Origin of the sequence: Natronomonas gomsonensis (genome assembly GCF_013391635.1) — an archaeon.
GTDB lineage: Archaea > Halobacteriota > Halobacteria > Halobacteriales > Haloarculaceae > Natronomonas > Natronomonas gomsonensis_A.
Genome location: NZ_JACAWU010000001.1, coordinates 1,538,665 through 1,565,134 on the forward strand (window position 1 = coordinate 1,538,665; position 26,470 = coordinate 1,565,134).

Below are 26,470 nucleotides of genomic sequence, written 5' to 3' on the forward strand. Positions count from 1 at the left end.
CAACTTTCTCGGCCGGTGGCTACCCGGAAGTACATATGAACCACACCACGCCAGCCGCGACGTTGGGCGTCGTCGGCGGCGGACAACTCGGACGGATGATGGGCGAAGCCGCCGGCCCGCTGGGCGTCGAGTTGGTTGTCTCGGACCCGACGCCGGACTGTCCGGCCGCGCCGGTCGTCCGCGAGCAAATCGTCGGCGACTTCGACGACTACGACGCGATTCGAGAGTTGGCCGAGCGGGTCGACGTACTCACCTTCGAAATCGAACTCGCCGACCCCGACGAGATGCAGCGCGTCAGCGAGGAGACGGACACGCCGGTCCATCCCGACCCCGATACCCTGCGGACGATTCAGGACAAACTCGTCCAGAACCGCGCGCTCACCGACGCGGGAATCCCGATTCCCGCGTTTCGACAGGTCGACGACGCCGACGACCTGCGCGCGGCGGGCGAAGAACTGGGCTGGCCGCTGATGTGTAAGGCACGAGAGGGCGGCTACGACGGTCGTGGAAACATGCCAGCGAACGGTCCCGAGGAGGCCGAAGAAGTTCTGGAAGCCCTCGGCGGCCCCGCCTTGGCCGAGGAGATGGTGGACTTCGAGCGCGAACTCGCGGTGATGGGCGTGAAAGGCGCCGAGGAGGTTCGTGCCTACCCGGTCACCGAGACGATTCACGAGGAAGAGATTCTCCGAGAGACGGCGTCTCCGGCGCGTACCGACCCCGAAACGAGGGAGCGAGCCCGAGAGATTGCCTTCGACGTCCTCGAAACCCTCGACGGTCGGGGCGTCTACGGTATCGAACTGTTCGAAGTCGACGGCGAGATACTCGTCAACGAAATCGCCCCCCGGCCGCACAACTCCGGGCACTGGACAATCGAGGGCGCACGAACTTCGCAGTTCGAACAGCACGTCCGTGCGGTGTTGGGGTGGCCCTTGGGTTCGGCCGAGCGCCGCGGGCCGAGCGTGACGACGAATCTGCTTGGCGATGTGGACGAAACGGAAACCGCGACCCTCTCGGGGACCGATTCGGTCCTTGAGGCGCCGAAGGCATCGCTACACTGGTACGGGAAACGCGAAGTCCGACCGCTCCGGAAAATGGGCCACGTCACGTTGGTCGACGACGAGGCTTCCGACTGTTCGGAGCTGTTGGAAGAAACGCGAGAACTGCGCGACGGGCTGACCTTCGAGTAGTCAGGCCCAGTCGCCGGAGGCGGCGCGGTCGACGGCGGCGTCGGCGTCGACGAACCCGCGACCGGTCTCGTAGGGGTCGAAGCCGATGTCGTCGGCGGTGGCCTCGATGGTTCTGATGACTTCGAGAGCGTCGGGCGTGCCGCTTGCGGCCTCCAGCATGAGCGCGGCGACGCCGGAGACGACCGGACACGCCATCGACGTGCCCGAAATCGCGGCGTAGTAGGGGTCGGTGTCGGGCGCGGTCGCCTGGAGGATGTCGGTCGGCGACATCGTGCTGTTGATTTGGTTGCCGGGGGCTGCGACGCCGGGGCGGTAGATACCCGTCTCGTCGTCGAGGGCGGCCGAGCGGTCGTGTTTCCCGCCGGGACGCCCCCGCGAGGAGAAGTCCATCAGCGCCTTGTCGTCGTTCGTCGCGGCGACGCCCAGTACCCACGGCGCCTTCGCGTAGTCGTTCAGGGTGTTCGCGCTCGGGCCGTCGTTACCGGCCGCGAAGACGCAGACGAGGTTCTCATCGAAGGTGGCCGTCTCGGTTGCGACGTTCAGCGGCGCGTTCGGGTCGAAATCGGCACCCGAGGCCGCGCCGTAGGAGTTCGACACCACGTCGACGGCGTCGGCGTGATTCGCGAGCAGGTGGTCGAACGCCGCGGCCGACTTCAACACGGAGACGGCTGCGCCGGTCGAATACCCCGTCAGCGAGGCGCTGGGGGCCATTCCGCCGTCGGTGTCGCCCCGCCCGGCGACGGTGCCCGAGCAGTGGGTGCCGTGGCCGAGTTCGTCGGTGTCGAGGTCGTGAGCCGGCACCCACAGCGTCGGCGACCCGATGGGATTGCCCGCCCACTGATAGTTGTTCTCGACGGTCAAATCGGGGTGGAGTGCGTCGATGCCGCTGTCGATGACGGCGACGTGGGTTCCCGAGCCGTCGACGTTCCGACTCGACCGGGCGGCATTCACGTCGGTCACTTCGGCGGCGTCGTCGTTGTAGTACTCCAACTCGCGGTTGGCGGCGACGTAGCGAACGCCGTCGAGTTCGGCGACCGTCTCGATGACGGCCCCCGGCGCTCGGAAGTACACGAGCGGCAACACCTCAAACGCTCGGCTTTCGGCGTCGACATCGAGGTCCGTTATCTCCTCGGCGATTCCCTCGACCGCCGCGTCGGCGTCCAATACGGCAATCGCGTCCTGTACGCCACCCGTAAGGTCGAGTGCGTCGTCGATTCCCGTCGTGGTCGTCGCCGCCACGTTGCTGACCCCGAGGATGCCGGCCGTTCCGACGATTCCAGCGCCTTTCAGAAACGTCCGTCTGCGATGCATTTCAATTGTATTCGACAACTCTACTGTCGTAATTTCACCGCCGTCGATGTGTGGTGGTTTTTGTGTCCTCGGTAGTCGGACACACGGATATGTCGTGACACGACCCACGCGCAACCACAACGACAAAGCGCCCTCCCTTCGGGGACACGCGTATGACACGCTCTGCGGAAGTTCAGGAAGTTATCGACCTACTGGAGGCCGAAGCCGAGGCGGACCGCTCCGACGAGGAGACGCCCGACGTTGGCATCATCATGGGCTCGGATTCGGACCTCGACACCATGTACGGGGCCTATGAGGCGCTGACGGAACTCGGATTCGAGGAAGTGACCGACTACGACGACCCGCCGGCGTCGCGGTTCACCTTCGAGACGTTCGTCGTCTCCGCTCACCGGACGCCCGAACTGATGTACGTCTACGGCGAGACGGCCAAGGAGCGTGGACTGGACGTAATCATCGCCGGTGCGGGCGGGAAATCGGCGGACCTCCCGAATATGACCGCCTCCATCGCCTACCCGATTCCGGTCGTCGGCGTCCCAGTTCAGGAGAAGTCCGTCGACTCGGTTATCGGAATGCCGACGGGCGCGCCAATCGTCGCCGTCGATGCGGGCAAGTCGTTCAACGCGGCGTTGTCGGCAGTCCAGACGCTCTCGCGTGCACACCCCGAACTCGAAGACCGCCTGGAAGCGTACCACGACGACCTCCAGGACGGCGTCGGCGAGGTGTCGATGGCACTTCACCGCGAGGGAACCGAGGCGTTCCGCGAAAATCGGCAGTGAGTCGGCGTCGCCGCCGGACAAATCAACTCTTATGTATCGGTGTTCCTAACCGTCATACGATACAGAAGCGATGAGCAATCCATGGATCGCCGTCGGGGCGCTGGCGTTGGTGGGAGTCGCGATACCCCTCTCGATGATCGGGATATCGAGTCTCCTCCGGCCGAGCGTGCCCGAACAAGGTAAACGCGCCACCTACGAATCCGGCGAGATTCCGACGGGCGATACGCGCATTCGGTTCAACATCCAGTACTACCTAATCGCGCTGCTGTTCGTCGTCTTCGACATCGAGACGGTGCTCATTTTCCCATGGGCACTGATTTACAGCGACGCAGTAGCCGAGTTCGGTCTGACACCGGTGTTGGGCCCGATGCTCGTCTTCCTCGCGATTCTCGTTATCGGACTCGGGTGGGCGTGGCGCAACGGTGCCGTTCGCTGGGTCAAGAGCGAACGTGCGGAAATCAAGAGTGAACTATGAGTAGCGAACAGGAAATCCACGACACAGTCTCGACGCAGGAAGCCCGGATGGGCGACGGCGTCGACAACCGGTTCAATTCGAAACTTCGGGAGGCCTTCGGCTCCTCGCCGTTCATCCTCACCAAGTTCGACAAGTTCATGAACTGGGTCCGGGGTTCGTCGATGTTCATGCTGCAGTTCGGTATCGCGTGCTGCAGCATCGAGATGATTCACACTTACGCCATCAAGCACGACCTCGACCGCTTCGGCGCGGGTGTGCCGCGGGCCTCCCCGCGACAGGCCGACGTGATTATCGTCCCGGGGACTATCGTCTCGAAGTTCGCCCCGCGGATGAAGCGCGTCTACGACCAGATGCCCGAACCGAAGTTCGTCGTCGGCATGGGGTCGTGTACCATCTCCGGCGGGCCGTTCCAGGAGGGATACAACGTCATCAAGGGTGCAGAGGAGGTCATCCCCGTCGACATCCACGTTCCCGGCTGTCCGCCGCGCCCCGAGGCGCTCATCTACGGCATCGCCAAACTGCAGGAGCGAGTCGCGAACGGTGAAACCTCGCCGGTGACGGTCAAACCGTACGAACTCGAACAGTTCGGCGACCTCGAACGCGACGAGTTGGTACAGCATCTCGCAGACGAAATCGACGAGGATGACCTCGTCATGCGGTACAACTGGGCGAACTCACCATGAGTCTGGAAGAACCAAAACCCACGGACGTCGGTGAAACGCCCGACGGCAACGTCGACTACGCCGAACTCGAGGCGCTGCTCGGCGACGCCGTCATCGGCCGGGAAGAACACGTCAACGCGCCGGCGTTCGTGGTCCGCCCGGACGAAGTACAGGAAGCCCTCGGCGCGCTCCGCGAGGAGGCGGGCTTCGACTACTGTTCGTGTGTCACCGCCCAGGAGTACGAGGACCGCTACGAGTCCATCTACCACCTGAAGAAGTACGACGACCCGACACAGGAAGTCGGCGTCGTCGTTCCCACCACGCGTGACGAACCGATTAGCCAGTCCGGCGAAGCGGTCTACCGGACGGCCGACTGGCACGAGCGGGAGGCCTACGACCTCGTGGGCATCGAGTACGCCGACCACCCCGACCTGCGTCGCATCCTGCTGCCGGAGACCTGGCAAGGACACCCCCTCGGGAAGGACTACAACCCCGAGAAGCCGCAGGTCGTCCCGTTCCGCGAACACGCCAACCCTCTGGAGCCTGATCAGCGCGGCGAGGGGTCGGAGTCCGATACGATGTTCATCAACATCGGACCGCACCACCCCGCCACCCACGGCGTCCTGCACGTCGAGACGGTCCTCGACGGCGAGCAAATCGCCGACGTGGAACCCGACATCGGCTACCTCCACCGCTGTGAGGAGCAGATGTGCCAGCAGTCGACCTACCGGCACCAGATTATGCCGTACCCCGACCGCTGGGACTACGTCTCCGCCGGCATCCTCAACGAGTGGGCCTACGCCCGCGCGGCCGAGGACATGGCGGACATCGAGGTGCCCGAGTACGCACAGGTCATCCGGACGATGTCCGCGGAACTGTGCCGAATCGCCAGTCACATGCTCGCACTGGGGACGTTCGCGCTGGACGTCTTCGGTGACTTCACGGCCGTCTTCCAGTACGCCTTCCGCGATCGGGAGGTCGTCCAAGACATCCTCGAGGACCTCACCGGGCAGCGGCTGATGTTCAACTACCTCCGTCTCGGCGGCGTCGCCTGGGACATTCCCGAACCCCGAGAGGAGTTCTTCGAGAAGGTCCGTGACTTCCTCGACGACCTCCCGGAGAAGACCCAGGAGTATCACAACCTCATCACCTCGAACGAGATTTTCCAGCTCCGGTGTGTCAACACCGGCGAACTCCCGCCGGAGGTCGCAAAACAGTACGGCGCCACCGGCCCCGTCGCCCGTGGCTCCGGCGTCGACATCGACCTGCGCCGGGACGACCCCTACGGCTACTACGAGGAACTCGACTGGGACGTCATCACCGAGGACGGCTGTGACAACTATAGCCGCGTTCTCGTCCGGATGCGCGAAGTCGAGGAGTCCGCGAAGATCATCGAGCAGTGTGTCGACCTGCTCGAAGAGTGGCCCGAGGAGGAGCGAACGATTCAGGCCAACGTTCCGCGGACGCTCAAACCCGACCCCGACACCGAGATTTACCGCGGCGTCGAGGCCGCGAAGGGCGAACTCGGCATCTACATGCGCTCGGACGGTACCGACAAGCCCGCTCGGTTCAAGATTCGCAGTCCGTGCTTCTGTAACCTGCACACGCTGCGAGAGATGACCGAAGGCGAGTACATCCCGGACCTCATCGCGTCGCTGGGCAGCCTCGACATCGTCCTGGGTGAGGTGGACCGATGATTCCGGCCCAGACCCAGACGCCGCTGCCCGACATCATCGGCGACCTGCTGGGGTTCGGCACCGACATGGGTCCCGGCGAGACGTTCATCGCGTCGTTCATCGGCGCGGCGCTCGTCGGCACGCTGATGTTGACGATGACGGCGCTGGCCGGCCCGTGGGCCAAACGGAAGATTACCGCCGCGTTCACGGACCGCTATGCGGTCAACCGCATCGGCCCCGCCGGATTGCTCATCATCGTCGCCGACGCGGTCCGACTGCTGTCGAAGGAACTCATCGTCCCTGAGGGCGTCGACCGTCCGGCGTGGGACCTCGCACCCATCGTCATCGCGAGTTCCGCGCTGTTGGGCTTCGCCGTCATCCCGATGGGTAACGGCATCCACCTCGCCGACCCCGAAGCGGGACTGGTCTACGTCTTCGCCGTCGCCTCCATCGCCTCGGTCGGGCTGGTGATGGCCGGCTACGCGTCGAACAACAAGTTCTCGATGCTCGGCGGGCTGCGCGCGGTCGCACAGAACCTCGCCTACGAGATTCCGCTCATACTCATCGCGGCGTCGGTCGTCCTCTTTGCCGGCTCGCTGCAGATGAGCGAAATCGTCGCCGCACAGACCGAGACGCTCGTCTCCCTCGGCGGCGTCGCGATTCCGTCGTGGTACGTCTTCGTCAACCCCTTCGCGTTCGTGCTGTTCATGGTCGCGAACCTGATGGAAGTCGGCCGCAACCCCTTCGACATCCCGGAGGCGCCGACCGAAATCGTCGCCGGCTACCAGACGGAGTACTCGAGTGCGTACTTCGTGCTCATCTACCTCGGTGAGTTCATCCACATCTTCCTCGGCGGCGCAATCATCGCGACGCTGTTCCTCGGCGGCCCCGCCGGACCGGTGTTGCCGGGCATCCTGTGGTTCATCATCAAAATCTGGGCCGTCTTCCTGTTCACGCAGTGGGCGCGCTCGGCGCTGCCGCGACTCCGCATCGACCAGCTCATCGAGGTGGGCTGGAAGGGCATGCTCGTGCTCGCGCTCGCGAACCTCGTCCTCACTGCCGTTATCGTGGGGGTGATCGCCTAACCATGATTGGAATGCTCAAATCGATGGCAACGACGATGAAACACGCGCTGGACGGCGAGAAGTTCACCGTCCAGTATCCCGAGGAGACACCCGACGTGTCGCCGCGGTTCCGTGGCGTCCACAAGTTCTCCCAGGAGCGCTGCATCTGGTGTCGCCAGTGTGAGAACGTCTGTCCGAACGACACCATCCAGATTATCACGGACGACCAGCGCAACGGCGAGGAGTACAACCTCCACATCGGCCAGTGTATCTACTGCCGACTGTGCGAGGAGGTCTGCCCCGTCGACGCTATCCTGCTCACCCAGAACTTCGAGTTCACGGGCGACACGAAGGACGACCTCGCCTACAACAAGGAGCAACTGAAGAACGTCCCGTGGTTCAAGGACATCGACCCCCTCGCCTCGCGCGAACCCGACCGTGGTGCGTGGATTGGGGAAGGCGAAGGGGAAGTCGACTATCAATAGACCCCGAACTTTTTGCACGGTCGCTCGCCGTCGGCGAGCGACCGGCAAAAACTTCGATGAAAAAGACACATCGGGCCTCCCGTTGGTCGGCCCTCGGTCCCGCGCTCCCTACGGTCGCGCGGGAGAACCGCTCGGCGCGCTTCGCGCGCCTCGCGGATGCTCCTTTCGCCCAACAGTCGGTGATGGTGTTTCTACGCTGAAGGCGCCGTAATGTCTCACCAAACCCTACTCTATCTCACGCCTCTCGTTCGAGTACGTCCTCTACGAATACGGGGGCAGAACACGTGTGTTCGTCGTCGTACATACTGGCAGTAATCGTCACTGATTCCGGCGTGGCTTCACGGAGTGCTTCGAACGTGAAATCGGGGGCGGAGAGTAGATTTCCGTCTCGGCTAACCGACATTCGGCGGGTGACCATGACCGACTTCTCGTGTCCGTCTACGTCACTACAACAAAGGACGACCAGATTATCCGGGTCGTCGAGTCGGTCCCTGACGACATCGGACACGTTCCTGCCGGCAGCGTCGTCGCATTCGTCTTCCAGCGTACCACTCAAATCGGACGGGTCTATCTCCACCGACCGTTCTAGGGATTCGGCTACGCCTCGCTTCGGTTCGTCGTGCCACTCGTCGGGGACGTGGCTGTCCGGGTCGAAGTCGGACGACTCCGAGGAGAAACAGCCGGCGAGCGCCATTGCGAGAGCGACCGAGAGTTCGCGCCGGGAGGGCATATCGGAACGCTCCGCACATACGGTGAAGTGTTTTGTGCCGATGCTCTGCTGTGTACCAAACTGAACTCGACACCTCCGGCAATCGCGGCGCGCAATGTCAAAACTTACCACGAACCCACGATACCACTCGTTCGCCATGGAGAAGGTATCCATCGACGAGTTGGACAACGAACCGCGCGTCGCGGACGTACAGAAACACGCCACCGAACCGCTCGGGCTCTCGGATATGGCGCTGAACTACTACGAGTTGGCGCCGGGGGAGTCCTTCTCCGGTGGGATGCACACCCACATGGACCAAGAGGAGGTGTTCTACGTGATTGACGGGACGGCGACGTTCCAGACGCCCGAGGACGACTACGAGGTCGGCCCCGACGAGGTCGTCCGGTTCGGCCCCGGCGAATATCAAGAGGGTCGCAACGAGAGCGACGACCGGGTGCGCGCGCTGGCGCTGGGCGCGCCCAAGGGGATGGGTGAGACGCGCGCGAAGCTCCCGTGTGCCGAGTGCGGCGCCGACTACCACGTTACCGAGGTTGATGAGTCGGGCGTGACGCTCACCTGTCCGGATTGTGGCAACGTCGTCGAGATGTAAACCGGCCCACGGCGACTCTTTTTATAGGGTGGATGTTGGAGAACCTCGTTCGCCCCTCGCGTGCGCGCTCGTACGGAGATACGTGGGCGGAAACGGAAATCTTCAAAGGGAACCCGACTGCAGAGGTAAACAATGGCTGTAGTACCGTATGAGACACTGGCGTTCCTGTTGTTCGCTCTGTTGACCGTCGGAGCGAGTCTGGGCGTCGTGTTGGTCCGTGACGTGTGGCACTCCGCGCTACTGTTGGGTGTAGCGTTGCTATCCGTCGCGGTCCACTACGTGATGTTACGCGCCGAGTTCCTGGCAGCGATGCAGGTACTCGTGTACGTCGGCGGGGTGCTCATCCTGATCACCTTCGCCGTCATGCTGGTTCGTCGGGACCCCGCTCCCGAAGCCGAGGAGGTGGCACAATGACGACGCGCCCACAGCTCCACACCGAAACGAGCAAGGCCGCGGGCATCCTCGCCGTCGCCCTGTTCGGCTTCCTTTCGGCGGTGTTCCTCACGTCGGGATTCGGCACCGCCACGGGATTCGCCGAGGGATCGATAACCCGCTCCATCGGTTATGCGATGTTCAACCTCGATGCCGGCGACTTCGCCAGCGAGGGCTTCCTCGTGTCGTTCATCACCATCGCAATCGTGTTGGACGCGGCACTGGACGGCGCCGTCATGCTCGCCAAGAAGGACGAGGAGGGTGATTCCTGATGGTGCTCGGAGCCGTTCCGGCCGAGTACTACCTCGTGCTGTCGGCCGCCGTGTTCTGCGTCGGCATCTTCGGCATCCTGACCCGGGAGAACGCGCTCATCTTCCTGATGAGCGTCGAGTTGATGCTCAACGCGGCGAACATCAACCTCATCGCGTTCGCGTTCTACTGGGGGAACCTCACCGGACAGGTGTTCGGACTGTTCGTGATGGCGCTGGCCGCCGCCGAGGTCGCCATCGGCATCGGCATCATCCTCGTGTTGTACCGCAACTTCGATAGCGTCGACGTGACGGAAGCAACGACTCTCAAGTGGTAATTATGGCAGGAGTATTCGCATACGCGCCGGCTATCGCCGCGCTCCCGTTCGTGTCGTTCGTCGTCGCACTGTTGGCAGGCAAGTACATGCCGAAGAAGGGCGCCCTCGCAGGCATCATCGCGACCGCAGGGTCGCTCGGCCTCTCGATTGCCGTCCTCGTCACCGTCTTCCTCGGCGAGACGTACAACGAGACGCTGTACACGTTCGTCGGCGGCGACGTGCCGTTCGAGCTGACGTTCGGACTGCTTCTCGATCCGCTGTCGGCGGCGATGTTGGTAATCGTCTCGCTCATCGCCTTCCTGGTTCACGTCTTCTCGCTGGGCTATATGAACGACGAGGGCGAGACGGGGCTGCCACGGTACTACGCCAGCCTCGGGCTGTTCACCGCGAGCATGCTCGCCTTCGTCTTCTCCGATAACCTGCTGATGGCGTTCATGTTCTTCGAACTGGTGGGGCTGTGTTCGTATCTCCTCATCGGCTTCTGGTTCCGTCGTGCGGGCCCGCCGTCGGCGGCCAAGAAGGCGTTCCTCGTCACCCGATTCGGTGACTACTTCTTCCTCGTCGGCGTCGTCGGCGTCCTGACGACGTTCGGCACCGCGCAGTTCGCCGGAGAGAACGGCTTCCCGGCGCTTGCAGAGACGGTCTTGAACCCGGAGACGACCGCCGACGCGGTCAACACCTTCGGCTTCGAGCCGGCGACGTGGTTCGCGATTCTCGGCCTGCTCGTGTTGGGCGGCGTGATGGGCAAATCCGCCCAGTTCCCGTTCCACACGTGGCTGCCGGACGCCATGGAGGGTCCGACCCCCGTCTCGGCGCTGATTCACGCCGCGACGATGGTCGCCGCCGGCGTCTTCCTCGTCGCACGGATGTACGGCTTCTACGCGCTGCTCCCGACGGTGCTGGCGGTCATCGCCTTCGTCGGCGGCTTCACGGCGCTGTTCGCGGCGACGATGGGCGTCGTCAAGAACGAAATCAAGCAGGTGCTGGCGTACTCGACGATTAGCCAGTACGGCTACATCATGCTCGCCCTCGGGACCGGCGGCTACGTCGCCGCGTTCTTCCACCTGACGACCCACGCGGTGTTCAAGGCGCTGCTGTTCCTCGGCGCCGGGTCGGTCATCATCGCGATGCACCACAACGAGAACATGTGGGACATGGGCGGCCTCAAAGACCACATGCGCGTGACGTACCTCGCGTTCCTTTCGGGGTCGCTCGCGCTCGCGGGCATCTTCCCGTTCTCGGGCTTCTGGTCGAAAGACGAGGTGCTGTACGAGGCGCTCGTCCACGGCCTCGGCGGCAGCCCCCTGTTGCTCGGTGCCTACGCGATGGGGCTGGCAGCCGTCTTCCTGACGGGCTTTTACACCATCCGGATGGTGCTTCTCACCTTCCACGGTGAGGCCCGCTCCGATACCGCGGAGGACCCCCACGGCGTCCGCTGGAACGTCAAGTTCCCGCTGGCCGTCCTCGGTGTTCTCGCCGCGGTCATCGGCTTCCTGAACCCGCTTCCGATTCAGAAACTCACCGGACTGGAAGTCGACTTCCTCCATCAGTTCCTCGACTCCGGCCCCGAGGCGCTGTTGACGAGTTCCCACCACTACGGCGACCTCACACACGACTACGCCGGCTACTCGGTCGGCACCATCGGCGGCGGCGAAATCGTGACGCTGCTGGCGGGCGCCGGTGCCAGCCTCGGCTTGGCGCTTCTGGGTGCGGGACTCGCCTTCGCGCTGTATCGCGGCGCCGAACCGACTCGACACACCGAGAAACTCGGCGGTCTGCAGACGCTGCTCATGCACAACTACTACCAAGACGAATACCAGGTGTGGCTCGCCGAAGGCCTCACGCTGCGGCTCTCGGGAGCCGCCGACACCTTCGACCAGGGCGTCATCGACGGCGTCGTCAACGGTGTCTCCAGCGTAAGTCTGTTCTCCGGCGACCGCCTGCGTCGGCTCCAGACGGGTATCGTGACCAACTACGCGGCGCTCATCGTTCTCAGCCTGCTGGTGCTTCTGGGCGTCTTCGCGGCGCTCGGGGGGTGGTTCTAGATGCTGATAGAAGCCCTCATCGCGCTGTGTCTCCTCGGTGCGGCGGTCGTCTTCGTCGCCCCCAATCGGTTCGCACACAAACTCGCGGTCGGCTTCAGCCTCCCACCGCTGGTCATCTCGCTGTACATGTATTTCGCCTTCGACGGCAGCGGTAACGCCTTACTCGGCGGCGACATCGCCTACGAGACGTTCACCCAGTGGCTCCAGCTGGGCTCCTACACGGTCAACTATCACATGGGGTTGGACGGCATCTCGCTGCCGCTGGTCGTTCTCTCGACGATTCTGACCACGCTGGCCATCCTGAGCGCGTGGACCCCCATCGACGAACGGCAGAGCCAGTTCTACGGGCTGATGCTGTTCCTCGAAGCCAGCCTCATCGGCGTCTTCGGAGCGCTCGACTTCCTGCTGTGGTTCGTCTTCTGGGAGGCCGTCCTCATCCCGATGTACTTCCTCATCGGCGTCTGGGGCGGTCCGCGCCGGAAGTACGCCGCTATCAAGTTCTTCGTCTACACCAACATCGCGTCGCTGGTGATGTTCATCGGCTACTTCGCGCTGGTGTTCGGACTGGGCGATTCCGTCTCCTCGACGGGCTTGCCCGAAATCGCACAGGCGTTGCGGGCCGGTCAACTCGGTAGCCTCGGTATCATCGGACCCGACATGCTCGCTCTTGCCGCGTTCGTGGCGATGTTCCTCGGCTTCGCGGTGAAGGTGCCGGTCGTTCCGTTCCACACGTGGCTTCCGGACGCCCACGTCGAGGCGCCGACGCCAGCGTCGGTGATGCTGGCCGGCGTCCTGCTGAAGATGGGGACCTACGCACTGCTCCGGTTCAACTTCACGATGCTGCCCGGACAGGCCGAGATACTGGCGATTCCCATCGCCGTCATCGCGGTCATCTCCATCATCTACGGTGCCCTGCTCGCGCTGGCACAGTCGGACCTCAAGCGCATCGTCGCCTACTCGTCGGTGTCCTCGATGGGCTACGTCATCCTGGGTCTCATCGCCTACACCGTCTACGGCGTTGGCGGTGCGACGTTCCAGATGGTCGCCCACGGCCTCATCTCGGGGCTGCTGTTCATGACGGTCGGCGTCATCTACAACACGACCCACACGCGCATGGTCGGTGACATGGCCGGGATGGCCGAGAAGATGCCCGTCACCGCGGGCGTGTTCGTCGCCGGCGCCTTCGCCTACATGGGCCTGCCGCTGATGGCCGGCTTCGCCGCCGAGCTGTTCATCTTCCTCGGCGCCTTCGAGTCGACGGTGCTCCCGTACGCGCCGCTGTTCACGGCGGTTGCGATGTTCGGTATCGTCATCGTCGCCGGCTACCTGCTGTGGGCGATGCAACGGTCGCTGTTCGGGCCGTTCCGGCTCGAAACCGACTACGAGATCGGCCCGGCGGCGCTCCACGACGTGGTGCCGCTGGTGACGCTCGTCCTGCTCATTATCCTGCTCGGCTCGGCACCGATGGTGTTCTTCGAGTCGATTCAGGACGCAACGCTTGACATCGTCGCTACCCTCGGAGGTGGTATCTGATGGAACACGTCAGTAATTGGCTCCTGTTGGCACCCGCTGGGGCGTTCGTCGTCTCGGCGATGCTGCTGTTCGTCATCGACTCGTTCGACCCCGAGAGCAAACACGACACGCTGCTGGCGGCGGTCACGACGGCCGGCGCGTCCGTCGCGATGGTCATCTCGGCGGCCCTGCTGTTGTCCGGGACGGCCGACTCCGGCGTCGAACTGTTCGGCGGCCAACTCGTCGTCGACGGGATGAGCCTCGTCTTCACGTTCATCTTTGGGAGTGTGACTGCGCTGGTCGGACTCGCCTCGGCGGACTACATCGAGGACCTCCCGCACAAGGCCGAGTACTACCTGCTCATCCTGCTGGCGGCGACGGGGATGTCGCTGATGGCATCCGCCAACAGCCTCGCCGTCGTGTTCGTCGCCCTGGAGTTGGCCTCGCTGCCGTCGTACGCCCTGGTGGCGTACCTGAAGACGAACCGCGGTTCGGTCGAGGCGGCGCTGAAGTACTTCCTCGTCGGCGCGCTGTCGTCGTCGATACTCGCCTACGGTATCTCGCTCATCTACGCCGCGACCGGGAGCCTACTGTTGCCTGACGTGGCGGCCGCTGCCGGAGAGGCCTCGGAACTGTACACCGGCGTCTTCGGTGTCGGCATCCTGATGGTGCTCGGCGGCTTCGCGTTCAAGACTGCCTCCGTCCCGTTCCACTTCTGGGCGCCGGAGGCCTACGAGGGTGCGCCCGCCCCGGTGTCGGCGTTCCTGTCGTCGGCCTCGAAGGCCGCCGGCTTCGTCGTCGCCTTCCGCGTCTTCGTCGTCGCCTTCCCCATCGATTCGGTCGCCGGAAGCGTCGACTGGGTGCTCGCCTTCCAGGTTCTCGCGGTCGTGACGATGACGCTCGGTAACTTCGCCGCCGCGACACAGGAGAACGTCAAGCGGATGCTCGCGTACTCGAGTATCGGCCACGCGGGCTACGTCCTCATCGCCTTGGCGGCGCTGACCGGCCTCGGCGACCAGGGACTCGTCCTCGGGTCGGGCATGTTGCACCTGCTCGTCTACGGCTTCATGAACACAGGTGCGTTCCTCTTCGTCGCGCTGGCGGAGTACTGGAACGTCGGTCGCACCTTCCGGGATTACAACGGCCTCGGGAAGGAGGCGCCGGTGGCCTGCGTCGCCATGACCGTCTTCATGTTCTCGCTTGCGGGACTACCGGTCGGCGGTGGCTTCCTCTCGAAGTACTTCCTCATCGTCGGCTCGGTCGGTGCCGGCGTCTGGTGGCTCGGGGCCGTCCTCGCGGTCAACAGTGCGTTGAGCCTGTTCTACTACAGCCGGGTCGTCAAGGCGATGTGGATAGACGAACCCGACGAGCCGCGTGAAATCGAACGCTACCCGACGGCGCTGTACGTGGCCATCGTCGCCGCCGCCGTCGTGACCGTCGCACTGTTGCCCGGCATCCTCGTCTTCGACAGTGCGGCCTTCGACGCCGCGGCCGCACTCCTGTAAGTCGAGTCCCTCTTTTCGCGGTCGTCCCAGCACGCTTTAGACCGTCGGCCACCCAGCACGGGTATGGACCGGTTGGTGTTGGGGTGTGGCTCGGTCGGCCGCTCCTTCGTCGAACGACTACTCGACCGGCCGGGGTCGCTTCTGGTGTTGGTCGACGGGGAGCGCCGCGCGAAGACGCTCCGTGACGGGGGTATCGACGCCCGCGGTGTCGATACGACCGACTCGGCCGCTGTTCGGACCGTCGCGGGCGAGGTCGATTCGGTAATCGTCGCCCCCGACGACCCCGAGCAGACCCGGAATTTCGTCGGCGTCGCTCGGGAGGCCTACCCCGACGCGTTCGTTCTCGCGTGTGTCGCTCCCGACGCCACCGACGCCACTGATGCCATCGAGGCGCGTGCCGACCGAGTCGTGACGTACACCGACCCGACGACGGAGTTCCTCCTCGACCGCGCCGGCGACGACGGCATCAGGACTCGTCGGCTCCAGCGTGTTCTCCGGAACATCGACGGCACGCTCGCAGTCGTCGCCCACGACAACCCCGACCCCGACGCCATCGCGTCTGCGGTCGGTCTCAAGCGAATCGCGGAGGCGGCCGGCACCGACGCCGAAGCGTGTTACTACGGCAACATCAACCACCAGGAGAACCGAGCGCTGGTGAACCTCCTCGAGTACGACCTTCGGAACCTCACGCCGGAGTCGGACCTCTCGGAGTTCGGTGGCTTCGCGCTGGTCGACCACTCCCGACCCGGTGTCAACGACGGCCTCCCCGAGGACACCGACATCGACATCGTCGTCGACCACCACCCGCCGCGGGCACCCATCGAGGCGCGGTTCGTCGACTTACGAAGCGACGTTGGTTCGACGAGCACGCTGATACTCGGGTATCTCGACCATCTCGACATCGACCCCGACGCGGCACTCGCGACGGGATTGCTGTACGGCGTCCGGACGGACACGAAGGCGTTCAGCCGCGAGGTGGCCGAGGCGGATTTCGACGCCGCCGCCCACCTCGTCGAGTTCGTCGACGGAAGCGCCATCCAACGCATCGAATCGCCGAGTACGACCGGGGAAACGTTGGATATCGTCGCCAACGCCATCGTCAACCGACGGCGAGAAAAAGACGTTCTCACCACGTGTGTCGGTGAACTCGCCGATAGGGACGCGCTGCCGCAGGCCGCGGACAAGCTGCTGGAGATGAACGGCGTCTCGACGACGCTCGTCTTCGGCTACACCGACGAGATGGTGTTCGTTTCGGCACGCTCCAGGGACGACGACATCGACCTCGGTGAGGTGCTCCGCAACGCCTTCGGCCAAATCGGTAGCGCGGGGGGGCACGCTGAGATGGCCGGCGCACAGATTCCCGTCGGAATGCTGCTGGAGGAGACCGACGAGGCCGACCGCGGCGACGTCATCGAGGAGACCATCTCCGAGCGGTTCTTCGAGACACTCGGCATCTCGCTGAACCGCGCGGCGGCGTCCGTCTACGCCGACTTCATTGGCGTCGACGGGCTTGAGTGAGGTTTTTGCGTCGTCGCCCCCACACTCCGGGTAATGGCTGATGACCCCGAGAACACGCTGTATCAGGACAAACCGCGAGTGAAAGACTACATGACTCGCGACGTGGCGACAGTCTCCCCCGACGATACGGTCCTTGAGGTGTCGAAGCGAATCGCCGACAGCGACGCACACAGTGGCTTTCCGGTGTGTGACGGCCGCCACGTCGAGGGGTTCATCAGCGCGCGCGATTTGCTGTTGGCCGAGAACTCCGACCCGATTTTCAAGGTGATGACCCAGGATATCATCGTCGCGCATCCGGAGATGAAGATTACCGACGCCGCACGCGTCATCCTCCGGTCGGGCATCCAGCGGCTTCCGGTCGTCGACGACGCCGGCAACCTCGTCGGCATCATCTCCAACGCGGATGTAATCCGTTCTCAAATCGAGCGTGCGACGCCGGAGAAGGTCGGCAAACTCCAGCAGACGCTGGAAAGCATCCACGGCGTCGGCACGAGCGAGGAGCGCCGAACCGTGAAACTCGCCGACTTGACGCCGACACAGACGAAGGTGTACACCGACGAACTCGAAGGCCGGTCCTACGAACTGGAGAACGGGCTCGCCGAACCGCTCGTGGTCATCGACAACGGCGGACAACTGCTCCTCGCCGATGGCCACCACCGGGTGAAGGCAGCCGACCGCCTCGACATCGAGGAGATGGACGCCTACGTCATCGTGTTGGACGAACGCGTCAGTCTCGGGATGGCCGAAACCGCACGGAAGTCGAACCTGAACTCCATCTCCGACATTCAGGAGGTCGACTACGCACACCACCCGCTCGTCGAGACGACGAAGCGACTCCAGGAACCGGAGTAAGCCGACGACCCCCGGTCCGACGCCAACCTTCATATTTGCGCCTACCGAAACGCGTGTATGTTCGACGAGGAGGATTTAGCGGAGATACGCGCCGAGCGTGAGCGCTGGGAATCCGAGACGCTTGAGCCGTTCCTGGAGAAGGGAGAGCGAAAAGACGAGTTCGTCACCGTCTCCAACCACGAGGTCGACCGGCTGTACACCCCCGAGGACGTCGCGGACCTCGACTACGACGATGATCTCGGCTACCCGGGCGAACCGCCGTACACCCGAGGGCCATACCCGACGATGTACCGCGGTCGGACGTGGACGATGCGGCAGTTCGCCGGCTTCGGGACGGCCGAGGAGACCAACGAGCGGTTCCACTACCTTATCGACGAGGGCCAGACGGGGCTGTCGACGGCTTTCGATATGCCGACGCTGATGGGTATCGATTCGGACCACCCGATGAGCGAAGGTGAGGTCGGCAAGGAAGGGGTAGCCGTCGACACGCTGCGGGACATGGAGGTGCTGTTCGACGGCATCGACATCAGCGAGATCTCGACGAGTTTCACCATCAATCCCTCGGCGGCGGTCATCTACGCGATGTACATCGCGCTGGCCGATCAACAGGGCGTCGACCGCAAGGAAGTCCGCGGGACTCTCCAGAACGACATGCTCAAGGAGTTCATCGCCCAGAAGGAGTGGGTCATCCCGCCGGAGCCCTCTCTCGATGTCGTCACCGACACCGTCGAGTTCGCAGTCGAGGAGACGCCGAAGTTCCACCCGATTTCGGTGTCGGGGTATCACATCCGCGAGGCGGGGTCGACCGCGGCCCAGGAGGCGGCGTTCACCCTCGCCGACGGCTTCGCCTACGTCGAGGACTGTCTTGACCGCGGCCTCGAAATCGACGAGTTCGCGCCGCTGCTGTCGTTCTTCTTCAACTCCCACAACTCCATCTTCGAGGAAGTCGCGAAGTTCCGCGCCTCCCGCCGCGTGTACGCCCGCGTGATGGCGGAGTGGTACGGCGCCGAGGCCGACGAGTCGAAACGCCTGAAGTTCCACACCCAGACGGCGGGGCAGAGTCTGACGGCCCAACAGCCGCTGAACAACATCGTCCGGACGACGATTCAGGCGCTGGCCGGTGTCCTCGGCGGCACCCAGTCGCTGCACACCAACAGCTACGACGAGGCCCTCGCCCTCCCGAGCGAGGAGGCAGTTCGGGTGGCGCTGCGGACCCAGCAGATAATCGGCGAGGAATCGGGCGCCGCCGACATCGTCGACCCGATGGGCGGCAGTTTCGCCATCGAAACGCTCACCGACGAGATGGAGGCCGAAATCATGGACTACATCGAGGAGATACGCGACATCGGTGAGGGGTCGGTGCGCGACGGCGTCCTCGAGGGTATCGAGCAGGGGTACTTCCACCGGGAGATTCAGGACGCCTCTTACGAGTACCAGAAACGCGTCGACGCCGGCGAGGAAATCGTCGTCGGTGTCAATCAGTACACCATCGACGAGGAACCGGACCCCGACATCCTGAAAATCGACCCCGAAACGCGGGACCGGCAACTCGATCGACTGGAGCGCACCAAGGAGGAACGCGACGACGCCGAAGTCGAGGCGACGCTCGAGGCGCTCTCCGATGCCATCGACGACGGCGAGAACGTGATGCCTTACATCATCGACGCGGTGAAGGCCTACGTGACGATGGGCGAGATTATGGAGGTCTTCGAGGAGCACTACGGCGCCTACCAGGAGAAAATCGGCCTCGCTTGAGGGAAGGTTGCGACGCCGAATCCCGCTGTGTGGGACAGTTACCGAACAATTAACGTTCGACTCGTTGTAAGGAGTTGTGTATGCACAAGCCACTGCTGGTGACGGACTTCCTCGACCGCGCACGGAACCACTACGCCGACGAGGAGGCGGTGGTCGCGACGACCGGCGAACGCTACAGCTACGCCGAGTTGGGCGACCGCGCCGACCGGTTTTCGGCCGCACTGCAGGCCCGCGGCGTCGAGAAGGGCGACCGCGTCGCCGTCCTCGACCCGAACACCCACTTCCATCTGGAGGCGGCCTACGGGTCGATGCAAATCGGGGCAGTCCACACGCCGCTGAACTACCGACTCACCCCGTCGGACTTCGAGTACATCCTCGAGGACGCTGGCGTGAAAGCGGTGTTCGCCGACTACGAGTACGCCGCGAAAATCGAGGAAATTCGAGACGAGGTACCGACCGAGCTGTTCGTCACGAACGACCCCGACGCCGTCGACGGCGACTGGGACGATTTCGAATCGTGGCTCGACAACGACGGCGAGTTCGACCGGCCGGAGATGGCCGAAGACGAGGTCATCACCATCAACTACACCTCGGGGACGACGGGTGACCCGAAGGGCGTGATGCGAACGCACCGCTCGGAGACGATCCATGCACACCTGATAACTATCCACCAGGAACTCACGGACGACGACATCTACCTGTGGACGCTGCCGATGTTCCACGTCAACGGCTGGGGACACATCTACGCCGTCACGGGCATCGGTGCGAAACACGTCTGTACGCGCGGCGTCGACGCCGGCGGCATCTTCGACGCCATCTCGACCGAGGACGTGTCGTATCTGTGTGCGGCACCGACCGTCCTCAACCAACTGATGGGCTACTACGAGGAGAACGACCCCGCGACGGCCGGCGAGAACGATGTCCGGGTCGCGACCGCCGGCAGCGCACCGCCAGAAGCCACCATCCGGACCGTCGAAGACGAGTTCGGTTGGTATCTCAAACACGTCTACGGCGCGACCGAGACGGGGCCGCTCATCACCACCTCCGACGCCCGGCGGCTGTTCGACGACGACTCCGCCGACCGATTCGCGGTGAAGAAGAAACAGGGCATCGGCTATCTCGGCACCGAGGTCCGTGTCGTCGACGAAGACGGCAACGACGTGGCTCGGGACGGCAACTCCATTGGCGAAATCGTCGTCCGCGGCAATCAGGTGATGGAGGGATACTGGGAGAACCCCGAGGCGACCGAGGAGGCCTTCTCCGACCGCATCGAGGGGTACTACCACATGGGCGACCTCGCCACCATCGACGAAAACGGGATGATTTCGATTCAGGACCGCAAGAAGGACATCATCATCTCCGGCGGCGAGAACATCTCCAGCATCGAACTCGAGGATACGCTGTTCGAACACGAGGCGGTCGACGACGTGGCCGTCATCCCCTCGCCGAGCGACGAGTGGGGTGAGACGCCGAAGGCGTTCGTCGTTCCGGCCACCGGTGACCCCGAGAACCCCGGTATCACCAGCGACGAACTCGTCGCCTTCACTCGCGAACACCTCGCGAGTTACAAGACGGTCCGCCGAATCGAGTTCGTCGAGGAACTCCCGACGACGGCGACCGGAAAGGTACAGAAGTACGAACTCCGGACCGAGGAGTGGGACGACGAAGACCGGATGGTCGGACAGGGATAAACGCTACCTCACTCCGACCCGAGTTGTCCGGCGACGACCACGGGTTGGTCGGCGTGCAACAACACTTCCTGTGCACCGGGTTTCAACTGCCGTTTTCCGGCCGGCGAGCGGCGCCGACCGCCGATACAGAGCAGGTCGGCATCCAGCGTCGCGGCCGCTTCCACCAGTCCACGCGGGGCGTCGTCGTCGACGACGCCGTGGATTTCGGCGTCGATATCGGTCGCCGCGAAGGATTCCACTGCCTCCTCGACGGCTGGAATCGCTTCGACCGACTCCTCGCCGTCGTGGACGTGGACGAGCGTCACGCGGAGTTCCTCGGCCGAGGCCGGCAGCTCCGTGACGGCCTCGACCTTGTGCAGTAACTGTTCGTCCGCCGTGGCGACACCGACGACGACGTGATACATCGATTTGCGGTCGGTGGTGCTGAAATAAGTGCTTTCTCTTCCCGAACCGGTCGTTCCGTTCAGCCGTTCGCGTAGCGCCGCGAGACGAAGACGACGAGCAGCAGCAACACGCCGAGCATCGTTCCGATGGTCAACATCCCGAACATCGCGAGCCCGAACGGCGTCGGCTGGAAGGTGATTATCCCGAGAAACGAGACGGCTTCGAGATCCCGAAGGCCGATGCTTCCGATGACGCCACCCATCAGTCCGGCGACGGCGACGACGATGAAATACAGCGCGATGATGATGCGGTTGCCGCCGCGAGCGGTCGGCCCGTTCGTGTCCGTCACACGAACCGGTAGGGTGGGACGGGCGATTAGTTTTGTGAAACGGCGACCCTTCTGAAACCCTTTTGCCGGTCTGCTCCCAACTGGGGGTATGGCCGAAACATCCCGTCAGTTCACCGAAAAGGAGTATCTGCTCGTCGTTCTCGTCGGCGTCGCCGTGTTGATGGCTGCGACCGGATTGATTCTCGTCCTCACGTCTATCTGACGGAGCGAACGAACCAAAAAACGCGTCTCTCAGTTATTCGTCGACATCGTTGCCGCCGTCGGTGGCGACTTCCTCGCCACCGTCGGCCGCGACGTCTTCTTCGCCGCCGTCCGTCGTCGCGAGTTTGCCCTCCGTCGAGAGTCGGTCCTCGAACCACGCGAACTCACGGCCGTGGAGACCGTACTCCTTCGTGTTCCAGGGGTCGGGGTCGGTGACTTCGGGACCTTCGAGCCACGACTGGACGATGTTCCACAGCCAGATGACCGTCCCGATGGCGATGAGGAACGCGCCGACGGTCGCGGCCTGGTGGAGCAACTGGACCTGTGCCAGCGGCGCCAACACGGGGTCGAACTCGTAGGTGGCGTAGCGACGCGGCATCTCGAGGTAGCCGAGCACCAACATCGCAAAGAACGTGATGTTGACGCCGATCATCGACAGCCAGAAGTGCCACTTCGCCAGCGTGCGCTGGTACATCTTCCCGGTGACGATGGGGAACCAGTAGTAGACGCCGCCGAAGCCGGCGAAGGCAATCATCCCCATAACGACGTAGTGGAAGTGCCCGACGACGTAGTACGTCTCGTGAAGCAGGAGGTTCACCGGAATCGCCGCGAGGAAGACGCCGGTGATGCCGCCCAACACGAAGTTCGAGACGAAGCCGAGACAGAACAGCATCGGTGCGGTCAGCCGCACTTCACCGTTCCACAGCGTCGTAATCCAGTTGAACGTCTTCACTGCCGACGGTATCGCGATGGCGAGTGAGGTCGCCATGAACGACGCGCGAATGCGGGGGTCCATTCCCGAGCCGAACATGTGGTGGGCCCACACGCCGAACGAGAGGACACCGATGGCGAGCGTCGAATAGACAACGAACTTGAAGCCGAACAGTTTCCGGCCGGCGAACTTCGGGAGTACCCACGAGACGATACCCATCATCGGGAGGACGAGGATGTACACCTCGGGGTGGCCGAAGAACCAGAAGAGGTGCTGCCAGAGGATGGGGCCGCCGCCTTCGATGGCGAAGAACGTCGTCCCGAAGTTACGGTCTAGCAGCAGCATGATGAGCGCGCTGCCCAGCAGCGGGAACGCGAACAGGATGAGCCCCGATTGGGTGAGGATGGTCCACGAGAAGATGTCGAGGTTCGCCCACGTCACGTCGTCGCCGCGCTCGGTGAAGATGGTCGCGATGAAGTTGATGGCTCCCATCGTCGCCGAGACGCCGGTGAGGTGTAACCCGAGCAACATCAGGTCGACGCCGGGGTTGGACTGCTCGATGGACAGCGGCGCGTACATCGTCCAGGAGGTCTCGGCCGGGCCGATGCCGACACCGAACGGGATGAAGAAGAACCCCGCCCAGATGAGCAGCGCCCCCGGCGGCAACAGCCAGAAGGCGATGGCGTTGATGCGCGGGAACGCCATGTCGTCGGCGCCGATGAGCAGCGGCACGAAGTAGTTCGAGAACGCCGCGATGATGGGCGTCCCGAACAGGAACAGCATCGTGATGCCGTGACTCGTCAGCAGCGCGTTGTACATCGAGGGTTCGAGGAACGCCGTTCCCGGCGTCGTCAACTCGATGCGCATGAGCATCACGGCGACGCCACCCCAGATGAAGGCGATGACGCCGTAGGTGCCGTAGAGGATGCCGATGTCTTTGTGGTCGACCGTGGTCAGCCAGCGGGTGATTCCCGGTGGTTTGTGTCCGTGACCCGCCGCACCAGCGGCTTCGCCGCTGGCGAGCGGAGTGTATGTGCGCCAGTTCTCCATGCGGGCGACGAGGGCGAACACCCCGATTAGGAGCACCCCCATGAGAACTGTCAGCGCAAGCTGTTCTGCAGCCATGTGTCTCTAGGAATGCGGTAGGACTACTGGTAAAGAAAGGTTGCGCTTGCCGCCGCCACTGCCGTCGGTTTCCCTGTCGGTACTGTGGCTCCTGAAACAACGCGAATGGAGATAAAAACGGAGCGGTGACCGTCGTTAGGCGTCTTCCGAGCCCGATTCTATCTCGGCTGCGGTGGCAGCGTCTTCGGTCGAGTAGCCCGGTGGTATTTCGTCCTCCTCTTCGGAGCCGGCGATCGCCTTTCCCGAGAAGTACGTCAACAGCGTCAGGGCGATGCCCGTGACGATGATGATGGACATCTGAACGATGAGAACGAGCGGGTCGTTGGGGTAATTACCCATAACGCCGTACACGATGACGAAGAACGCGAGTATCGCGAGGGGGATAACGTTGACCGACAGGTCCAGCAGCGTTTCCCGGTCGAACGTGCGGTTACTCATTGGCCGTGAATTCGAACACGGATACAAAGAGGTTACTGATTCGCGACGCGGGGAACGACGAGGCCGGCAACCGCGACGATGGCGCCCGTCGCCGCGATGGTGAACCCGCGAAGCGTGACGCCGTTTTCGACGGTGGTCTGTGCGACGTACGCCGACACGCCGCCGTCGACCTGCGTCGAAACCAAGGCGAGACCGACGACGACGAGTGCGACGCCCAACCCGGACAGCAGACGCCACGGACTCGCCACGTAGCCCGCCTCGTGGACGATTCCCGAGACGCTGCCGGCGAACATGACCAGCCCCGCGATGGCGACGGGGTACAGCCCGAACAGGATGCCAATCTCACTGATGACGAGTCCCAGCGCCACGACGACCGGCCACGGACTGGACTTGGCGTACTGCTCGGAGAGCGCCGATTCAGTCTCTGGTTCCGATTCCGCTTCCATACTCTGCGTAGGAACTGCCGAGACAAAGGACCGTCGGTGTCTCGCTTGCACTCAGACGACGAACGCGTACACGAAGATGAACCCGAAGTAGATGAACAGCAGCGCCGCCAGCGCCTTCAGTCGAAACAGCCGGACGTCCTCGCGTTCGGCGTCGCGGGCCGCGCGATAGGCGTCGGCCTCCGCCTCGGAGAGTCGTGGTTCGTGTTGGATGCCACGGTGGAGCGCGAGCAACTGTTCGTCGACGAACTTCTCACCGCAGTACCCGCAGGTGGCTGGCTCCTCGGGTGGGTCCGACGGTGGCGTCTGTCGAGAGTGGGTGTGTTCGGTCATCGGTCAGGAGACGTACGGCGGGACCGCGTACGGTTGGGAGACTATCCAGAGGCTGACGATTGTGTAACACACCATCGCCGCGGTGGTCGCGTACTGGCTTCGGATGGCCTGCAGCTTCCCCGGGAAGATGTCGTATGCGGCGGCGTGGGCGACCCAGATGGCCAGCAGGTGTCCCAGAATGACGAACGACAGTTCGAGGCCGCCGAACCACGCCGGCAAGAGAAGCGCGACCGGCTCCGGCGGCGACAGCGGCGCGGTGAGCGTCCCGAGCAGCGTCGGCGACAGTTCGAGGAAGTACCCGAGGAAGTGCGCGACGTGGTAGCCGGCGGCGATGGCGACGAGCGGCGGCGCGAACCGGTAGGCGAGGTCCTCGACCGGGACGTACGTCCGGGCGCGTCGCTTGCTGGCTTTCGCCGCCGCCCGGTAGATGCCGAGGAAGACGAGATAGCCGACGACGAGGGCGGCGGCGTACAGGAGGTTCGGCGGGACGCCGCTTTCGACGACCCCGACCGCGAGGCGGCGCCACAGCGGCGTCGCGACGAGGCCGTCGTAGGTCGTCACCCACAGCACCGCGACGACGAAGGCTACCTCCGCTCGGGAGGTGACTAGCTTCGCCTCGCTCAATCCCGCCCCCGGCAGCCGAACGCTGATTCCATCGTCGGCGTACAGCGGGGCGACGCGACCGAAGTACCGGAACACCCGCGACACCGGGTCGACGGTCCCGAACCACGTCTCCTCGCCGAAGACGACTGCACCGGCCAACGTGACGACGGTGTAGCCGGCGACGATGCTCGCGAGGAACCGCGGTCGGTCGGCGACGGGACTGACGACCTCCAGCCAAATCAACGCGAGCAGGCCGACGACGCTCGGCCACGCGTCCAGTCGGTCGGGGTACGGCACCTCTAAGGAGGGCAAAACGGTGGCTATCGAGCGCCACGGATTGAGAACCGGCCAGGTGTTCCCGACGAGGTAGGTGGTCATCGCGTACCCCGACCACCATCCCGCCCAGACGACGAGGATGGCGGCGTTGTACAGCGACTCCTGTGGGCCGACGAAGCCGACCACCAGAACGAACAGGAGGCCGACGACGCCGACGACTCGCCCGACGCTGGTAAGCACTCGAAGCGCGGGAACGGCGACGGCGCGGCGCCAGCCGTGGACGCGGCGGATGAACGTCCGGTCGGTGACGAACGACGCGAGCAGGAACGACGCGCCGATGACGCCACCGCCGGTGAGCAAGAACAGCCACGTCGGCACGTCGAGACTCCGCCCCGAGGCGCTCGCCAACCCGGCGCCGTGAGCGCCGGCGGTCCCCACGACGCCGAGGAGAACGCCGACCAGCGTGAACGCCAAACGACGACGGGCGGTCATTGTCGTCGGTAGTCGTCGGGGACCGGAGAACCTTCCGGAATCGGCGGGTCGTTAGACGGATGGACCAGTGTTTCAGATGTATCGGTGAATCGAACTGCTGTTGGGTAAGAGAGCATCCGCGCGACCGAAGGGATGCGCGGTTCACGCGAACGCGCCGTCGGCGCGTTCGCGCTTTTTTCATCGACGTTTTTCAAGGAGTGGGTTGCGGGCCAATGGCCCGCAACCATATGTCGTGGCGGCGAAGCCGCCACGCGGTTCCCGCA

General features: G+C 64.0%; 27 protein-coding genes. 18 read left to right on the forward strand and 9 right to left on the reverse strand.

The genetic code is table 11. From position 1 onward, the window contains the following. Positions 1-35 precede the first annotated feature (35 nt). Positions 36-1,187 (forward strand): 5-(carboxyamino)imidazole ribonucleotide synthase, encoded by a 1,152-nt coding sequence (locus tag HWX69_RS08025; protein WP_178916547.1) that lies wholly within the window; start codon positions 36-38, stop codon positions 1,185-1,187. On the opposite strand, the gene HWX69_RS08030 is transcribed toward HWX69_RS08025, so the two are convergent. Beyond that, positions 1,188-2,498, reverse strand: a complete 1,311-nt coding sequence (locus HWX69_RS08030) for a S8 family serine peptidase (RefSeq protein WP_178916548.1) — start codon at positions 2,496-2,498, stop codon at positions 1,188-1,190. Between the two features lie 152 nt (positions 2,499-2,650). Between HWX69_RS08030 and purE the strand changes: the two genes are divergently transcribed. From purE to HWX69_RS08060, 6 genes are all read left to right on the forward strand, one after another. Further along, complete coding sequence (purE, locus tag HWX69_RS08035; RefSeq protein WP_178916549.1) at positions 2,651-3,274, forward strand: 5-(carboxyamino)imidazole ribonucleotide mutase; 624 nt, start codon at positions 2,651-2,653, stop codon at positions 3,272-3,274. A gap of 70 nt (positions 3,275-3,344) precedes the next feature. Next, positions 3,345-3,749, forward strand: coding sequence for an NADH-quinone oxidoreductase subunit A (locus HWX69_RS08040; RefSeq protein ID WP_156709580.1), 405 nt, complete (start codon positions 3,345-3,347; stop codon positions 3,747-3,749). Further along, positions 3,746-4,432 (forward strand): NADH-quinone oxidoreductase subunit B, encoded by a 687-nt coding sequence (locus tag HWX69_RS08045; protein WP_156709581.1) that lies wholly within the window; start codon positions 3,746-3,748, stop codon positions 4,430-4,432. Before HWX69_RS08040 ends, HWX69_RS08045 begins: the two co-directional genes overlap by 4 nt. After that, positions 4,429-6,108: an NADH-quinone oxidoreductase subunit D gene (locus HWX69_RS08050; protein ID WP_178916550.1), complete on the forward strand. Its 1,680-nt coding sequence runs from the start codon at positions 4,429-4,431 to the stop codon at positions 6,106-6,108. Before HWX69_RS08045 ends, HWX69_RS08050 begins: the two co-directional genes overlap by 4 nt. Next, the gene (locus HWX69_RS08055; protein WP_178916551.1) at positions 6,105-7,172 is read left to right on the forward strand and encodes a complex I subunit 1/NuoH family protein; all 1,068 of its coding nucleotides are present in this window, start codon (positions 6,105-6,107) and stop codon (positions 7,170-7,172) included. Before HWX69_RS08050 ends, HWX69_RS08055 begins: the two co-directional genes overlap by 4 nt. A 2-nt stretch (positions 7,173-7,174) precedes the next feature. Further along, on the forward strand, positions 7,175-7,636 hold the full coding sequence (locus HWX69_RS08060) for a NuoI/complex I 23 kDa subunit family protein (protein WP_156709584.1): 462 nt from the start codon (positions 7,175-7,177) through the stop codon (positions 7,634-7,636). A gap of 235 nt (positions 7,637-7,871) precedes the next feature. Here HWX69_RS08060 and HWX69_RS08065 read toward each other — a convergent pair whose 3' ends face one another. Continuing rightward, complete coding sequence (locus tag HWX69_RS08065; protein WP_178916552.1) at positions 7,872-8,366, reverse strand: hypothetical protein; 495 nt, start codon at positions 8,364-8,366, stop codon at positions 7,872-7,874. Positions 8,367-8,502: 136 nt separating this feature from the next. Here HWX69_RS08065 and HWX69_RS08070 point away from each other — a divergent pair, with 136 nt between their 5' ends. The 11 genes from HWX69_RS08070 (at position 8,503) to HWX69_RS08120 (ending at position 20,851) form a co-directional block, all read left to right on the forward strand. After that, entirely contained in the window at positions 8,503-8,955 is a 453-nt protein-coding gene (locus HWX69_RS08070) for a cupin domain-containing protein (protein WP_178916553.1), read from the forward strand. A gap of 132 nt (positions 8,956-9,087) precedes the next feature. Further along, entirely contained in the window at positions 9,088-9,369 is a 282-nt protein-coding gene (locus HWX69_RS08075) for an NADH-quinone oxidoreductase subunit J (RefSeq protein ID WP_178916554.1), read from the forward strand. Next, positions 9,366-9,659: a hypothetical protein gene (locus tag HWX69_RS08080; RefSeq protein WP_156709588.1), complete on the forward strand. Its 294-nt coding sequence runs from the start codon at positions 9,366-9,368 to the stop codon at positions 9,657-9,659. The genes HWX69_RS08075 and HWX69_RS08080 overlap by 4 nt, the downstream gene beginning before the upstream one ends. Then, positions 9,659-9,973: an NADH-quinone oxidoreductase subunit NuoK gene (nuoK, locus tag HWX69_RS08085; RefSeq protein WP_156709589.1), complete on the forward strand. Its 315-nt coding sequence runs from the start codon at positions 9,659-9,661 to the stop codon at positions 9,971-9,973. Before HWX69_RS08080 ends, nuoK begins: the two co-directional genes overlap by 1 nt. A 2-nt stretch (positions 9,974-9,975) precedes the next feature. Continuing rightward, positions 9,976-12,018 (forward strand): NADH-quinone oxidoreductase subunit L, encoded by a 2,043-nt coding sequence (gene nuoL / locus HWX69_RS08090; protein WP_178916555.1) that lies wholly within the window; start codon positions 9,976-9,978, stop codon positions 12,016-12,018. Beyond that, positions 12,019-13,551: a complex I subunit 4 family protein gene (locus HWX69_RS08095; protein ID WP_178916556.1), complete on the forward strand. Its 1,533-nt coding sequence runs from the start codon at positions 12,019-12,021 to the stop codon at positions 13,549-13,551. Further along, a complete protein-coding gene (locus HWX69_RS08100) occupies positions 13,551-15,035 on the forward strand; it encodes an NADH-quinone oxidoreductase subunit N (protein ID WP_178916557.1) in 1,485 nt (494 codons plus the stop codon). Before HWX69_RS08095 ends, HWX69_RS08100 begins: the two co-directional genes overlap by 1 nt. A gap of 63 nt (positions 15,036-15,098) precedes the next feature. After that, the gene (locus tag HWX69_RS08105; protein ID WP_178916558.1) at positions 15,099-16,553 is read left to right on the forward strand and encodes a DHHA1 domain-containing protein; all 1,455 of its coding nucleotides are present in this window, start codon (positions 15,099-15,101) and stop codon (positions 16,551-16,553) included. 33 nt (positions 16,554-16,586) lie between these two features. Continuing rightward, complete coding sequence (locus HWX69_RS08110) at positions 16,587-17,405, forward strand: CBS pair associated ParBc domain-containing protein (RefSeq protein ID WP_178916559.1); 819 nt, start codon at positions 16,587-16,589, stop codon at positions 17,403-17,405. Positions 17,406-17,462: 57 nt separating this feature from the next. Beyond that, positions 17,463-19,160: an acyl-CoA mutase large subunit family protein gene (locus HWX69_RS08115; protein ID WP_178916560.1), complete on the forward strand. Its 1,698-nt coding sequence runs from the start codon at positions 17,463-17,465 to the stop codon at positions 19,158-19,160. Positions 19,161-19,240: 80 nt separating this feature from the next. Then, entirely contained in the window at positions 19,241-20,851 is a 1,611-nt protein-coding gene (locus HWX69_RS08120; RefSeq protein ID WP_178916561.1) for a long-chain-fatty-acid--CoA ligase, read from the forward strand. A gap of 8 nt (positions 20,852-20,859) precedes the next feature. Here the strand turns inward: HWX69_RS08120 and HWX69_RS08125 are convergent, their stop codons facing one another. The 7 genes from HWX69_RS08125 to HWX69_RS08155 all read right to left on the reverse strand — a co-directional run bounded on the left by HWX69_RS08125 (position 20,860) and on the right by HWX69_RS08155 (position 26,207). Continuing rightward, the gene (locus tag HWX69_RS08125) at positions 20,860-21,255 is read right to left on the reverse strand and encodes a universal stress protein (RefSeq protein ID WP_178916562.1); all 396 of its coding nucleotides are present in this window, start codon (positions 21,253-21,255) and stop codon (positions 20,860-20,862) included. Positions 21,256-21,314: 59 nt separating this feature from the next. Next, on the reverse strand, positions 21,315-21,584 hold the full coding sequence (locus HWX69_RS08130) for a DUF7520 family protein (RefSeq protein ID WP_178916563.1): 270 nt from the start codon (positions 21,582-21,584) through the stop codon (positions 21,315-21,317). Positions 21,585-21,819: 235 nt separating this feature from the next. Further along, positions 21,820-23,622, reverse strand: a complete 1,803-nt coding sequence (gene ctaD, locus HWX69_RS08135; RefSeq protein WP_178916564.1) for a cytochrome c oxidase subunit I — start codon at positions 23,620-23,622, stop codon at positions 21,820-21,822. A 135-nt stretch (positions 23,623-23,757) separates the two neighbouring features. Next, positions 23,758-24,060 carry a DUF6684 family protein gene (locus HWX69_RS08140; protein WP_178916565.1) on the reverse strand — a complete coding sequence of 101 codons (303 nt, stop codon included), beginning with the start codon at positions 24,058-24,060 and terminating at the stop codon, positions 23,758-23,760. A 32-nt stretch (positions 24,061-24,092) separates the two neighbouring features. Further along, on the reverse strand, positions 24,093-24,506 hold the full coding sequence (locus tag HWX69_RS08145; RefSeq protein WP_178916566.1) for a DUF7541 family protein: 414 nt from the start codon (positions 24,504-24,506) through the stop codon (positions 24,093-24,095). A gap of 51 nt (positions 24,507-24,557) precedes the next feature. Beyond that, positions 24,558-24,836 (reverse strand): C2H2-type zinc finger protein, encoded by a 279-nt coding sequence (locus HWX69_RS08150; RefSeq protein ID WP_178916567.1) that lies wholly within the window; start codon positions 24,834-24,836, stop codon positions 24,558-24,560. Between the two features lie 3 nt (positions 24,837-24,839). Beyond that, positions 24,840-26,207 carry a hypothetical protein gene (locus HWX69_RS08155; RefSeq protein ID WP_178916568.1) on the reverse strand — a complete coding sequence of 456 codons (1,368 nt, stop codon included), beginning with the start codon at positions 26,205-26,207 and terminating at the stop codon, positions 24,840-24,842. Positions 26,208-26,470: the final 263 nt, after the last annotated feature.